The sequence below is a fragment of the Collinsella sp. CLA-JM-H32B genome (assembly GCF_040098065.1).
GTDB lineage: Bacteria > Actinomycetota > Coriobacteriia > Coriobacteriales > Coriobacteriaceae > Collinsella.
In genome coordinates this window covers 62,669-76,205 of the sequence record NZ_JBBNNA010000007.1, presented here as the reverse complement: position 1 = coordinate 76,205, position 13,537 = coordinate 62,669, and the positions used below count along the sequence as shown (strand labels likewise).

9 protein-coding genes and 1 tRNA gene are annotated in these 13,537 nt (G+C 64.3%); all 10 read right to left on the bottom strand.

Going from position 1 to position 13,537, the window contains the following annotated elements:
- Positions 1 to 22 precede the first annotated feature (22 nt).
- Positions 23 to 2,854: a molybdopterin cofactor-binding domain-containing protein gene (locus AAA138_RS05645; protein WP_349089919.1), complete on the bottom strand. Its 2,832-nt coding sequence runs from the start codon at positions 2,852 to 2,854 to the stop codon at positions 23 to 25.
- Positions 2,854 to 3,756 (bottom strand): FAD binding domain-containing protein, encoded by a 903-nt coding sequence (locus tag AAA138_RS05640; protein WP_349089917.1) that lies wholly within the window; start codon positions 3,754 to 3,756, stop codon positions 2,854 to 2,856. Before AAA138_RS05640 ends, AAA138_RS05645 begins: the two co-directional genes overlap by 1 nt.
- A gap of 283 nt (positions 3,757 to 4,039) precedes the next feature.
- A complete protein-coding gene (gdhA, locus tag AAA138_RS05635) occupies positions 4,040 to 5,395 on the bottom strand; it encodes an NADP-specific glutamate dehydrogenase (RefSeq protein WP_195239674.1) in 1,356 nt (451 codons plus the stop codon).
- A 257-nt stretch (positions 5,396 to 5,652) separates the two neighbouring features.
- Positions 5,653 to 6,048, bottom strand: coding sequence for a DUF3343 domain-containing protein (locus AAA138_RS05630; RefSeq protein WP_124786283.1), 396 nt, complete (start codon positions 6,046 to 6,048; stop codon positions 5,653 to 5,655).
- A gap of 15 nt (positions 6,049 to 6,063) precedes the next feature.
- A complete protein-coding gene (locus AAA138_RS05625; protein ID WP_349089916.1) occupies positions 6,064 to 6,696 on the bottom strand; it encodes a molybdenum cofactor guanylyltransferase in 633 nt (210 codons plus the stop codon).
- Between the two features lie 154 nt (positions 6,697 to 6,850).
- Positions 6,851 to 6,947 (bottom strand) — tRNA-Sec (locus AAA138_RS05620).
- 36 nt (positions 6,948 to 6,983) lie between these two features.
- Entirely contained in the window at positions 6,984 to 8,951 is a 1,968-nt protein-coding gene (gene selB / locus AAA138_RS05615; RefSeq protein ID WP_349089915.1) for a selenocysteine-specific translation elongation factor, read from the bottom strand.
- Entirely contained in the window at positions 8,948 to 10,405 is a 1,458-nt protein-coding gene (gene selA, locus AAA138_RS05610; RefSeq protein ID WP_349089914.1) for an L-seryl-tRNA(Sec) selenium transferase, read from the bottom strand. The genes selB and selA overlap by 4 nt, the downstream gene beginning before the upstream one ends.
- Positions 10,406 to 10,457: 52 nt before the next feature.
- On the bottom strand, positions 10,458 to 12,575 hold the full coding sequence (locus AAA138_RS05605; protein ID WP_349089912.1) for a molybdopterin-dependent oxidoreductase: 2,118 nt from the start codon (positions 12,573 to 12,575) through the stop codon (positions 10,458 to 10,460).
- A gap of 122 nt (positions 12,576 to 12,697) precedes the next feature.
- Positions 12,698 to 13,537: a formate/nitrite transporter family protein gene (locus AAA138_RS05600; protein ID WP_349089911.1), complete on the bottom strand. Its 840-nt coding sequence runs from the start codon at positions 13,535 to 13,537 to the stop codon at positions 12,698 to 12,700.

Genomic DNA, 13,537 nt, shown 5'->3' with positions numbered 1-13,537 from the left:
TTACGACTTGTTCGCTGACCCGCTACTCCCCCAGCAGGGCCTTCTCGGGCGTGATCGGCAGCGAGCGGACCTGGTGGCCGGTGGCATGTGCGACGGCCGAGGCCACGGCGGCGAGCGGCGTGTTGATGACGACCTCGCCGATCGATTTGGCGCCAAACGGGCCCGTCGGCTCGTAGCTCGGCTCAAAGGCCACGCGAATGCTGCCGATATCCAGGCGCGTGGGCAGCTTGTAGCTCATAAAGTTGCCGGTGCGCAGGCGGCCGCGGTCGTCGTGCTCGACGATCTCGTAGAGCGCGTGACCGATGCCTTGGGCAATGCCGCCCTCGGCCTGGACGCGCGCGAGCGCCTCGTTGATCACGGTGCCGCAGTCAACAGCAGCGGCGTAATCCACCACGGTCACCTTGCCAGTGGCCTTGTCGACCTCGACCTCGGCAATACCGGCCATAAACGGCGGAGGCGAAACGGGCAGGCAGGCAGAGGCGTGCGAGGTCAGCGCGTCGCCACCCTCGATGTTCTTGACACACAGGTTGGCAAAGTCGCGCAGCGTAAGGTAGCGACCGCGCTCGCGAGCGGCGCGCTCGTCGGACAGGCGCACGTACTGGCCGTCGAAGACCACATCGGCGGCGTCCACGTCCCACATCTGGGCGGCCTTGGCGCAAATCTTCTCGCGCAGCTCGGTCGCGGCATTCTTGGCGGCAAGGCCCGTCACGTACGTACCCGAGCTCGCGTACGAGCCGGCGTCGAACGGCGACACATCGGTGTCCACGCCGCGCACCACTATCTGCGAGCTCTCAACGCCCAGCTCCTCGGCGGCAATCTGCGCCAGGATCGTGTCGACGCCCATGCCGTTATCGGTGGCGCCGGTGCCGATGGTAATAAAGCCGTCCTCTTCCAAGCGCATGTCGATGCCAGCGATGTCCACGTTGGAGATGCCCGAGCCCTGCATGGTGAGCGCGCAACCCAGAGCGCGCACGCGGTCGCCCAGGTCCACGGCCAGCGGCTTGTCGCGCCAACCGATCATGTCCATCGCACGCAGCAGGCAGCGGTCGAGCGCGCAGGCGTTGAGTTTCTCGTTGTAGTACTGCGGCATGACCTCGCCCTCGCGCACGATGTTCTTAAGGCGCAGGTCGGCGGGGTCCATGTGCAGCATGTCGGCGAGCTCGTTGACGGCACTCTCCACGGCAAACTGGCCCTGGGTAGCACCGTAGCCGCGATACGCGCCGCCGCGGTTGGTATTGGTGTAGACGGCGTCCCAGCTAAAGCGGCTCGCCTTCACGTGGTTGTAGATGGGCAGACTCTTGTGGCCCGAGAGGCCAATCGTCGTGGTGGCGTGCTCGCCGTACGAGCCGGCGTTGGACAGCGTATGCAGGTCGATGGCCGTGATGGTGCCGTCATTCATGGCGCCCAGCTTAACGGTCATCTGCATCTGGTGGCGCGAATTGCCCGCGGTGATAGTCTCCTCACGGGTGTAGCAGCAGTAGCTCGGACGGCCGGTCTGCTGGGTGACGAACGCAACGAAGATCTCGCAGCAGCCCGTCTGCTTGGAGCCAAAGCCGCCGCCGATGCGCGGCTTAATAACCTGCACCTGCGACTGCGGAATGTCGAGCGACTGCGCGACCATGCGGCGCACGTGGAAGGGCACCTGCGTGGAGGTAGTCACCGAGATACGCCCGAAGGCGTCGGTTGTCGCGAAGGCGCGGAAGGTCTCCATGGGCGCGGTCTGCGTGGCCTGGCTGGTGTAGGTGCGCTCAAAGACGATATCGCTCTGGGCGAAGGCCTCGTCCAGGTCGCCATAATCGCTGGTACCGCTGCAAACCAGGTTGCGAGCAACGTCGCCGCCCTGCGGGAACATAAAGGTCACGTCGCCCTCAGGGTGGACTACGATGTCGTTATCGAGTGCCTTGGTAAAGTCGAGCAGCGGCTCGAGCACCTCGTAGTCGACCTTGATGAGCTTGAGCGCCTTGTCGGCGGCCTCCTCGGTCTCGGCAGCGACAATCGCCACCTCCTCGTTTTGATAGCGCACAAGGTTCTCGAGAATCAGGCGGTCGTAGGGACTCGGCTGCGGATAACTCTGGCCGGCGATGGTAAAGCGGCGCTTGGGCACATCCTCGTAGGTGTAGACGCCCACAACACCGAGCACCTTCAGGGCGCGCGACGTGTCGATAGAGCGAATCTTGGCGCGAGCATACGGGCTGCGCTTGAGTTTGACGATGAGCGCGCCGGCGGGCACCATATCGCCCGTGTAGACGGGACGGCCCTCGAGCAGGGCCTTCGAGTCCTTCTTGGGCTGCTTGTGAGTGATCTGCTTGTAAGAGACACCGTCGCAGCTGGTGTCGTTGACCGGCAGCTCGGGCATCTCAAAGCCCACCTGTACGCCAGACTCGTTGAGGAATCGAACGATGGCGCGCAGCTGGCTCTCGTAGCCGCTGCAACGGCAGAGGTTGCCGGCCAGCTGGCGCGAGAGCTCCTCGCGCGTGGCGACGAGGCTCGGGTCCTCCTTGGCGGCGCGGGCGAGCGCCAGCACGTTCATGATGAGGCCGGGGGCGCAAAAACCGCACTGCTCGGCACCTTCGGCAGCCATTGCGCGGGCCAGTGCCTCGGACTCGGCCTTGAGGCCCTCGAGCGTGGTGATGGTATGTCCCTCAACACGCGCGGCGGGAACCGAGCAGCTCAGCACCGGGTCACCGTCGAGCCACACCGTGCACAGGCCGCAATTGGTGGTCTCGCAGGCACAGCGCACCGACGCACAACCCTGTTCGCGCAGCAGCGCAAAGAGCATGGTGTCGGGGGCAATCTGAACCTTGACCTTGCGGCCGTTGAGCGTAAAGGAAAGATCGATGAGTTTGGCAGCCATTAGCGCACCTCGCTAGAATCGACGCCGGGCACGCGGCGGCAGGAATACTCGTCCGTGGCAAACTTAGGAATCTGCACGCCCTCGAGCTCGTGCGCAAGCGCGGCCGAAAGCTCGATGCCGGCGGCGCGACGCACAGCCTGGACGGCAAGCGGGGCCGAGATGCGGCGGCGGTAGTCGGCCGAGCCCCACAGGTTGGTGCCGTAGCTCAGCGCGCGCACAGATGCGGCCAGGGCGCGAAGCTCGTCCTCGGAAGGCTGCTCGGCAGTAAGGCCGCATGCCTCGCCCTGCAGCAGGGTCGCACGCAGCGGGCGGGCACCCACAGTGACATGCCAGCTGTTGTTCCACCAGGCGGCGGTGACGTTTAAGGAGGGGAAGTCGGTCGCGGCCTTGCGTACGGCCTCATAGCTTGCGCGGTAATCGTGCTTAACGACCACCACGTGCTCGATCACGTCGCGCACGTAGCCCATGTCAACGAACTCCGCGAGTGGCACACGGCCGGCGCCCGTCAGCTCAACATAGGAATCAAGCGCGAGGAAGGCGGAGAGAACGTCCGAGAAGCCAAAGCGGCCGTAGATGCTGCCGCCCACCGTGGCGGTATTGCGCAGCTGCACGCCTACAATATCGTGGACGGCGAACTCAAAGACATTGTTGACAAGCGCGTTGAGCCCGGCATGACGCTCGAGCTGGCGCAGGGTGCACATGGCACCGATGCGAAACTCGGTCTCGGTCTCCTCGATCTGATCGAGTCCGCAGGCCGAAAGGTCAATCGCCGTCGCCACGCGACGCGAACCCAGGCGCATCCAGATGCCGCCGCCCACAATCTTGTTGTTGCGGTTCTTCTGTAAGAGCTCATAGGCTTCGGCCGCGTTTCCAACACGGACGTAGGTACCGAACTTGAGCACGTTCTCCCCCATCTCTCCACTTGTCCAGTACCTTTAAGTGTACCAAACGAGGGGGCGTCCACCGTTGCAGGACAAGAACCTCCCTCCCATCCATAAGTTGCGGTGAAATACGGACTGTTTGTCGGGCTTAGGACGCCCAACAGTCCGTATTTCACCGCAACTTAAGGGGCGGCTGGCAGAGGGCCGAGGGAAATGATCCGTTTTCCTCCGTCCCCTTCGGATCAAAAAAGGCTCCCAGCCAAGATGACTGGGAGCCTTCCGCGATGCTATATCGAGCGAAGAATTAGCAGACGCCCTGGGCGAGCATGGCGTCGGCGACCTTCAGGAAGCCGGCGATGTTGGCGCCCATGACAAAGTTGCCCTCCTGGCCGTACTCCTTGGCGGTGTCGTCCACGTTGTGGAACATGCCGCGCATGAGTTGCTCGAGCTTGCCGTCGACCTCCTCGAAGGTCCAGGACAGGTGCTCGGCATTCTGGCTCATCTCCAGGCCGGACACGAGCACGCCGCCGGCGTTGGCAGCCTTACCGGGCATAAAGGCGACGCCGTTCTCCTGGAAGTAGGTCGTGGCCTCGATGGTCGTGGGCATGTTCGCGCCCTCGCCGACCACCTTGCAGCCGTTGGCAACGAGCGCCTGGGCGTCCTCGAGCAGCAGCGTGTTCTCGCGAGCGCAGGGCAGCGCGATGTCGCAGGGCAGCTGCCAAACGCCACGGCCGTCGCCCTCGTGCCACACGGCGTTGGGCTTCTCGTCAACGTACATAGCGAGCGTAACGCCCTTGTCGTGGCCGGAGCGCTTCTTGTTGTAGACGTGCTCGAGCACAGTGTAGTCGATGCCGTCGGGATCCTCGACCCAGCCGTGAGTATCGGAGCAGGCCAGCACCTTGCCGCCGAGCTGGGAGACCTTCTGGACGGCGTAGATAGCGACGTTGCCGGAGCCATGAACGACGACGTTCTTGCCCTCGAAGGAGTCGCCGCGGCTCTTGAGGTACTCGTCCACAAAGTAAACCAGACCGTAACCGGTGGCCTCGGTACGGGCGAGCGAGCCGCCAAAGGAAAGGCCCTTGCCGGTAAGGACGCCGGTCCACTCGTTGGTCAGGCGCTTGTACTGACCGAACAGGTAGGCAACCTCGCGGCCGCCAACACCCAGGTCGCCGGCGGGAACGTCGGTGTTGGGGCCAATGTGGCGATAGAGCTCGGTCATGAAGGACTGGCAGAAGTGCATGATCTCGTTGTTGGACTTGCCCTTGGGGTCAAAGTCGGAGCCGCCCTTGCCGCCGCCCATGGGAAGGGTGGTCAGGCTGTTCTTGAGGATCTGCTCCAGACCCAGGAACTTGAGCATACCCAGGGTGACCGTCGGGTTAAAGCGCAAGCCGCCCTTGTAGGGTCCAATGGCAGAGTTGAACTCGACACGGTAACCGCGATTGACCTGAACCTTGCCCTGGTCGTCGACCCAGGGAACACGGAACATGACGATGCGCTCGGGCTCGACGAGGCGCTCCAGCAGGGCGGCCTCCTCGTACTCGGGGTGGGCGTCGAGCGCCGGCTGAATGGTGCCGAGGATCTCGGTCGCGGCCTGGATGAACTCAGGCTGCTCGGGATAGCGGGCCTTGAGCTCTTCGAGAACTTTCTGCGTGTAGCTCATGCTTCCTCCAATGATGGGAAACGAAAAATGTTGGTCGCGGCACCCTATGCGCCGCGAGCTTTATCGTGTATGGATAATATCGCACTGTTGCGGCAAAGTTTCGCATAAGCCGATGAGCAGATGTTTCATTTTGATTACGATGCAGGTAGAAGCGTTTTTGAGTGCCTGACGTGCAAAACCTGTGTTTCAAACCTGTTTCGTCCACGTGTTCCAAACCACCACATTGGGGACAGGCACCTTTGTGGTGATGTTGGTGGTTAGAGGACGAGCTGATGGTAGTCGGCGGGGGTTATGCGGCCTTCGGTGGCAGCGCGGAAGGCGGCGAGTGCATCGCCCGAGAACGGCATGGCCCAGCACAGGCCGCAGCCGGCGGTTATGGAGCCGGGCAGCGGCATGATGCGCCCGGGCACACCGGCGGCAAGGCACAGCTGCTCGCATTCCATCACATCGAAGGTGCTGTCAAACGACACGATAATCTTGCGCTCGTGGTCGAGGGCATCACCGGACGGGCCTTCGCGGTGTGCCTCACGATACGCCGCAGCGGCCGCTTCCTCTTCCGCAGTATGTCCACAGCCACCGCAGCCGCAGGTACAGGGCTCGGAACCATCGCAAGTGCAAGGCTCTCCCGTGTCGGGACAAATATCGTGAGACATGGCAACTCCAATCGTCTAGGCGAGTAACTCGGCCGCCGCAAACTCCTCGGGCGTATTGACGTTCTCGAAGCAGAGCGTCGAACCCGCGGACTTAACGATCTGCGGCTCATCCATATAACCAGCTTGAACGCGATTGATCAGGCAGCGAATCCGCTGGCGGTCGCAGGCGAGCAACTCTTGGGCAACCGGCGCACACGCGTCACGGCGCCAGACGGCGCAAAGCGGCTCAATCCCCCGCTCCTCGCGCGGTACGCACACGTCGAGCGCCTCGGCCTCAACACGATCGGCAAGCGTGCCGATGAGCTCCGGTGAGACAAACGGCATATCGCAGGCGACGATCGCCACGAGCGGCAATCGGGTCGCGGCCAACGAGCTCGCGATGCCGCGCATGGCACCCGCCGGCCCTTCAAGGTCCGTCACCACACGCGGCACCAGGCCGCCAAACGCGTGCTCCTCAAGATAGGCAAGCTCGCTGGGACGCGAAGTCGTCACGACCAACTCGCCGGCAACTGGCGCCAGCCGACCCAGCACGCGCTCGATGAGCGGCTCGCCGCAAAACGCCATGCGCGCCTTATCGCAGCCCATGCGCGACGACAACCCGCCCGCCTGGACGACACAAGAAAGATCGGCCCGTCTTACGGTAGTCATACGGCAAACCACCCCCATCGGCATGCTCAAAACCCGATGCACGAAGCTAAATACAGCCGCCGAAATAGCGGCGCTACGAAAAGCTCATGCAAAAACAAAACAGCGCCTTTGCGGCACGCAGCAAGACCGCGAGCACAAAAGCGCTGGTAGCGTATGGCGGGAACGTATGTGAATCGAACACATCCAAGACGTTTTGCACGCCTCGCAACGGTTTTGAGGACCGCGGAGCCCACCGGAGCCCATCCGTTCCCAAGTGCGCCGGTATTTTACCAAACCGAGCAGCCAATCTAGCGCAGGGAGCGCAGGCCACCGGCTTCCTTGTCGAGCACCGTAAAGTGAACGGCATCCAGGTGCTCCAAGATGCTGATGGCACGTTTGCGCGACACACCTAGGGCCTCGCGCAGGGCGCTCGTGGTAGCAGCGCCACCGGCGTCGGCAATGGCGGCGGCGACGAGCTCACGCGCATGCGACTCCACGGTAGCAGACAAGGCAACGTCGCGCTCAACCTTTACGATGGAGCGGTTGAGCGAAAGCTCGCGCAGGGCACGCGTCATGGTGTCGCGATCGAGCTGCAGTTGCTCGCCCACCTCTGGCAACGTCGGCGCATCGAGGCCGGCTTCGTCCAGCAAGGCAACGATGCGTTCGCAGGCCTCGCGCACCACACGCGCCGCGGCGGCAGCGGAGTGTGGGTCGAATACCTCGGCGCCCTCTGAGGCACACACGCCGCGCGAGCAGCCCTCGGAAATCAGGGCTGCGGCAACTGTATCGTCAGCGGTAGGCCAAGCAGCATGGGCGACGGCGCCGGGCGTAAAGCCCGTCTCCTTGGGGGCAGCCGTGTGCATGGCGGACAGGGTCGCCGCCAGCGTACCCATCGCGGCATCGAGCGCGGAAGCATCTGCATACAGCGAGCCATCCGAGCCAGCAAGCGCGCAAGCAGCGCCCTTCGCCACCAACTCGCGCAACGCTGCCTCAGCCTCACCGGCAACAAGATCGAGCGCCGCGGTAACATCGGCAGCCGCAACCGGCAGCGCTTGCAGCGCCAGCCACGCATCCACCGCGCCCGCAATATCTCCAGCCTCAAGCGCCGCGTACAGCGTGCGCTCCCCCTCAACAAGCTCGCGCGAGCGACGGCAGCGCGACAACAGCACGCGGCCGCCACCAATAAGCATGACCGGCGAATACGATAGCACCACGGCATGGTCGCCGGCGCGCAGCGGCAGCGGTTCCTCCAGGCGTACCTGCACCACTCGCGTCTCGCCCACCGCCATGGGGGCCTCGCCCTCCATGAGCATGATGCGGCCGACGACTTCGGCCGTACCTGCCATAACGTGAACACGCGCTCCCGACTCGAGCACACGCGGCTTGGCTCCCTCGCGACCCAAATACGTAAACGCCATCATAAAGCGCAGCGTCTGGCCAAAGCGACCCTCCACGCCGAGCATCTCGCCGCGATCGAGCGCAGCGACGCCATCGCCCACCAGGTTGAGCGCCACACGCTGACCGGGCAGCGCCTGCTGCGTGTCGCCATGCACTTGGATCCCGCGTACGCGGCAGGCCGTGCGCGACGGCAGCGCGACGAGCTCATCGCCCACCGCGACCGGCGCATCGTGCAGCGTTCCCGTCACGACGGTGCCGGCGCCCTTGATCGTAAAGCAGCGGTCAATCGGCAAGCGCGGCGCGGCATCGGTACGCTCGGCACGGTCGCGGCAGGAATCCCAGCAGGTACTAACCTGCTCGTCGAGCGCAGCCAACAGCGCGCCAATCCCCTCGCCGGTCTTGGATGACACGGGCACGATCGGCGCGTCCGCAAACACGGTGACCGACAAAAAATCATCGACGTCGAGCTCGGCCAGCTCAATCATTTCGCTATCGGCCAAGTCGCACATCGTCAGCGCGACCACCATATGCGTAACGCCCAGCAGCTCCAGCACATGCACGTGCTCGCGGGTCTGTGGCATCACGCCCTCGACGGCCGAAACCACCAGCACGGCGACGTCGATACCTGTGGCACCCTGCACCATGGCGCGCAAGTAATGCGCATGGCCCGGCACGTCAACCAGGCCAACGATCTTGCCACTCGGCAGCGCTAGCTCGCCAAAGCCCAGCTCAACGGTCATGCCGCGACGACGCTCAACTTCCAGGCGGTCGGGGTTTTTACCCGTCAGCGCCTCGATGAGCGCCGACTTACCGTGGTCGACGTGCCCCGCCGTACCTACGATAACGGGACATTCCACCAACGCTTCGGCCCCACTCATCGGCGCACCGCCTTGGCAACGCATGCGACAAGCGTCGACGCCGCCGTCTCAATATCGCGGTCGCCCACGAGCGTGCGCACATCAAACAGAATGCGATCGTGCGAGGTTCGCGTGACGACCGGCGTGTCGAAGTCCTGGACAAGCGAGCGCTTGAGCGCGTCGACCGTCAGACGCTCGTCAACAAGACGCACGGCAACGCACATCGTGGGCAGCTCAACGGTAGGCAGCGAACCGCCACCGGGCGTCGAGGACTCCTCGACAATCTCCAACTCAACGGCGCACGGGCAACCGGCCTTATCGAGCCCGGCGACCATACAATCGCGCAACTTGCGTGCGCGACGCTCCAGATGGGCCTGCGGAAGCGTGAGCATGTTGAGCACCGGTACCTCGCGATGGGCCACATCCGCCCCATCCATGTAAATGCGCAGTGTAGCCTCGAGCGCCGCCAGCGCGAGCTTGCCCGGGCGCAAGGCACGCATGAGCGGATGCGACCCGCAGGCCTGGACCAGATCGCGACGGCCCATGATAATGCCCGCTTGTGCGGCACCGAGCAGTTTATCGCCCGAGCACGACACCAGATCGAGCCCTGCCGAAACCGAAGCCGGCGTGGTTTCCTCGCCTCCGCGAACCAGGATGTCGTCAGGCAGCAGCGCGCCCGAGCCCTGGTCCTCGTAGAACAGCAGGCCATGCTTATGCGCCAGCGCGGCGAGCTCCCTTGAGCTCACCTCCTCGTGAAAACCCTCGATGCGATAGTTGGAGGGATGGACCTTGAAAATCATGGCCGTTTCGGGCGTGATGGCGCGCTCGTAGTCGCCCAGATGCGTGCGGTTGGTGGCGCCGACCTCGACGAGTTTGGCGCCCGAGGCCGCCATGACGTCGGGGATGCGGAAGCTGCCGCCAATCTCGACAAGCTCGCCGCGGCTGACGATAACCTCTTTGCCCGCGGCATGGGTCGCCAGCACCAGCAGCACCGCGGCGGCGTTGTTGTTGACCACGAGCGCGTCCTCGGCACCGGTGAATGAGCGGATCAGCTGCGCGGCATGCTCCTTGCGCGACCCGCGCGAGCAGGTGTCGACGCTGTACTCGAGCGTGCTGTAGCCGCGCGCGACCTCGGCCACGGCCTTGGCGGCCGATTCCGCGAGCGGGGCGCGACCCAAGTTGGTATGGATAACGACACCCGTAGCGTTGACGGCGGGACGCAGGCTCGGCAGCGCAGAACGATGCGCGCGGAATTCGATGGCCGAGGCCAGCTCGCGCTTAGAGCGCGGGGCGGCACCGGCGCGAATGGCGGCGCGCTCCTCGTCGAGCTCGGCCGTGACGGCGGCATGCACCACCGCGTCGCAGGTCTCCCCTGCCGCCTTCACAACCGGCCACTCTGCGAGCAGCTCGTTGACGGAAGGAATGGAGCGCAAGCGGGCGCGCACCTCATCGGACATGTTCTGGCTATCGCTCATGTGCAGCCTTTCAAAAGAAACGTGGACCAGTCGAATACATCAGCTGAGTCAATTACTCGTCATTATCCCCGCGCGCGACGATCTTTTCCACGCGAACGGCGTTTTCCTGGGTGAGCGCAGCGCCGGTCAACGGGTCCCAACGCAACGGTGTATGGTCGAGCGGGCCCACGCCCAGAGCATGAGCGCCACCGGCATCGGCGCCAAACGAACGCCCACCGGGAGCAGCCGAGGTGAAGATGCACGCCGGATGCAGATAGGGCGTCGTCTCCACACGCACGCGGTCACGGCCCATATCGCTCACGAGTTCGACGATCTCGCCGCCGGCGATGCCCATGTGCGCAGCAGCATCGGCATTCATCTGCACGGCATCTAGGTCCGACCCAGCCTCGGCGGCACCTTGGGCCGCGAGCCTGCGCGAGGTATGCGACTCAAAGGGTCGATTGCCGCTAATGAGGCGAAACATCCCCGGGCCAGGCTCCACCATGGGAGCGATCCAGTTGGGTACGCGACCCAGGCCGGCACGTTCCCATACGTCGCTTGCCAGCGCAATTTTGCCGCCATCCAAGGGAATCGCCGGCTCACCCGTACGCGACGGCAACGCAACACCCGTGTCGGCCCAGCCGCGCTCCTTGAGCTCGTCCAGATTGATCCCAAAAGGCGCCACCTGGGCAGCCGCCAGATCGTCGGACGTAAACTGGAAGTACTCGCCCACGCCACAGGCCGCAGCCAACCCGGCAAAGATCTCCCGCCCCGGTCGCGTGTCATCATGCTGCACAGGCAGCACGGCGTTGCGGTAGAGCACCCGCGAATCATTGGCGCCCACGACTGCGCCCACGCCGCGATCAGCCTCCAGATACGTCACATCGGGCAGCACGAAGTCGGAAGCGCGCGCCGTCTCGGACCAGCGGATATCGATGGTCACGAGCAGGTCGAGCTGCTGCAAGATGCCCAACCAAGCCTGCGCATTGCCATAGCCCGCGCCGGGATTGCTGGCGTAAACGATCAGCCCGCACAGGTCCCCGGTAAGAATCGACTGGCCGATGGTCGTGCACAGGCCGCGCACCGGATCGACCAGTGGATAGCGCTCAGACCCCAACTTGGGCCCGCGTGGCGTCGACGGCGTCGCGAAACGCGCAGGGTCCAAATCGCCCAACGCAAGCGGTGTGGGCGGATTGAGCGCGCCGCCCGCATGTCCAATACAGCCCAGCAGCACATCGACCAAGCAGATAGCGCGCGCGGTCTGGGTGCTATTGGCATACGCGATGCCGATGCCACCATGAAAGCCCGCATCCACCACAGCGGCAGGCGCGGCGGCAGCGAGATCGCGCGCCGTGGCGACAATCTCTGCGGCCGGCACGTCGCACATCGACTCGGCCCACTCAGGCGTCCAATCAGCAGCCGCCTGCGCCAGCTCGTCAAACCCCGTGGTATAGCGGGCAACAAACTCGCGGTCGTACAAGTCCTCGGCAATGAGCACATGCGCAATGCCCAGCAACAAGGCCAGGTCGCAGCCCGGGCGCACGCGCAGCCAGCGATCGGCAAGCGCAGCCGAGCCGCTGCGTCGGGGATCGACCACGATGATCTTCGCCCCGCGACGGCGCGCATCGTTGAGCGCATCAACGGCCCCCATCGTCGACGAATCGACAATGGAACGCCCAAAATACATGATGCAGTCGGTATGCGCCAAATCGGAGGCGGGACTATAACCCAGGCTGTGCTCCCAGCCGGTCAGACGGCTTACCTCGCAGGCACCGTCGGCACCGTACACGTTGGGCGAGCCCAGCGCATGCATAAAGCGATAGGCCCAGTAGCGGTCGAACGAGGGCACGCCGAGTGTCATGCCCAGCGCACGAGGCCCGCGCTCGTCAACAATCCCCAAAAGGCGCTCGGCAATCTGGGCAAACGCCTCATCCCAGGAAATCGCATCAAACCCCGAGCCATCAGCTCGGCGGCGCATGGGATGCAAAATCCGGTCGCGCTCGTCAAACGGCATAGACAGGCGATGCCGCCCGCGTGCGCACAGGGCACGCGCCGCGCACGGGTGCCCCGGCACCGGCAACTCGGCCACCACGCGACCGTCCTCAACGCGTGCCGTAAAGGCGCAATCGGCATAGCATCCCCCGCATGTGGTCACCACGGCGCGACCGTCACGCTTCACAGCAGATGCCATCTCGATTACCCCTTTCACAAGCCAAACACAACAGGCCAACAGCACGGCAACGAGCCCCAGACCCAAAAAGCCTCCCGCACGGCAACGCCCCGCGGGAGGCCCAACGTCAAACAGACGGCACCTTACGCCTCGGACTTCTTGGCATAGATAAACCAGTAGCCGAGCGCGACCAGAACCGCGCCGCCCACGATGTTGCCCAGCGTGGCAGCGGACAGGTTAAACGCAATGCCCGCGGCGTTGAGCGCATCGGCGCCGGCGACGTCGGCGCCATAGCCGCACGCGTGCATCACGGCGCCCATGGGCAAAAAGTACATGTTGGCAACGCAGTGCTCAAAACCGCAGGCCACAAAGGCGGCGATGGGCAGCAGAATGCCCACGACCTTATCGACCACGGTCTTGCCGGCGGTACCGATCCACACGGCCAGGCACACAAAGATGTTGCACAGGATGCCACGGAAGAAGATCGTCACCCAGTCGATCGTCACCTTGCCGGCGGCGACGCTCACCATGGAATTGGCGACCGCCTCGCCGTTGAGCTTGTAAATGCCGGCCATGTACACCAAAAAGACAATGAACAGGGCACCGGCAAAATTGCCGACCCACACGACGACCCAGGCCTTGAGCATCTGGACCAGGGTGATCTTTTTGCTCTTGAGCGCGCAGACCATAAGCGAGTTGCCGGTAAACAGCTCGGCGCCGCACACCAGCACCAGCACCAGGCCCAGGCAAAAGCACAGGCCGCCCACGACGCGCTGGGCACCCCAGCCCAGAGTGCTGTCGCTCAAGAACACGGTAAAGAACAGGCCGCCGAAGGCAATAAACGCACCGGCGAACATTGCCAACAGAAAGGCCTTTGCGACCGGCAGGTTGGCCTTGGTCACGCCGGCGGCCTCGGTCTTGGCCTCGATCGCGGCGGGCGCCAGGCAATCGGGAGCGGGGTACTCCACCTTGGAATCTGCCAT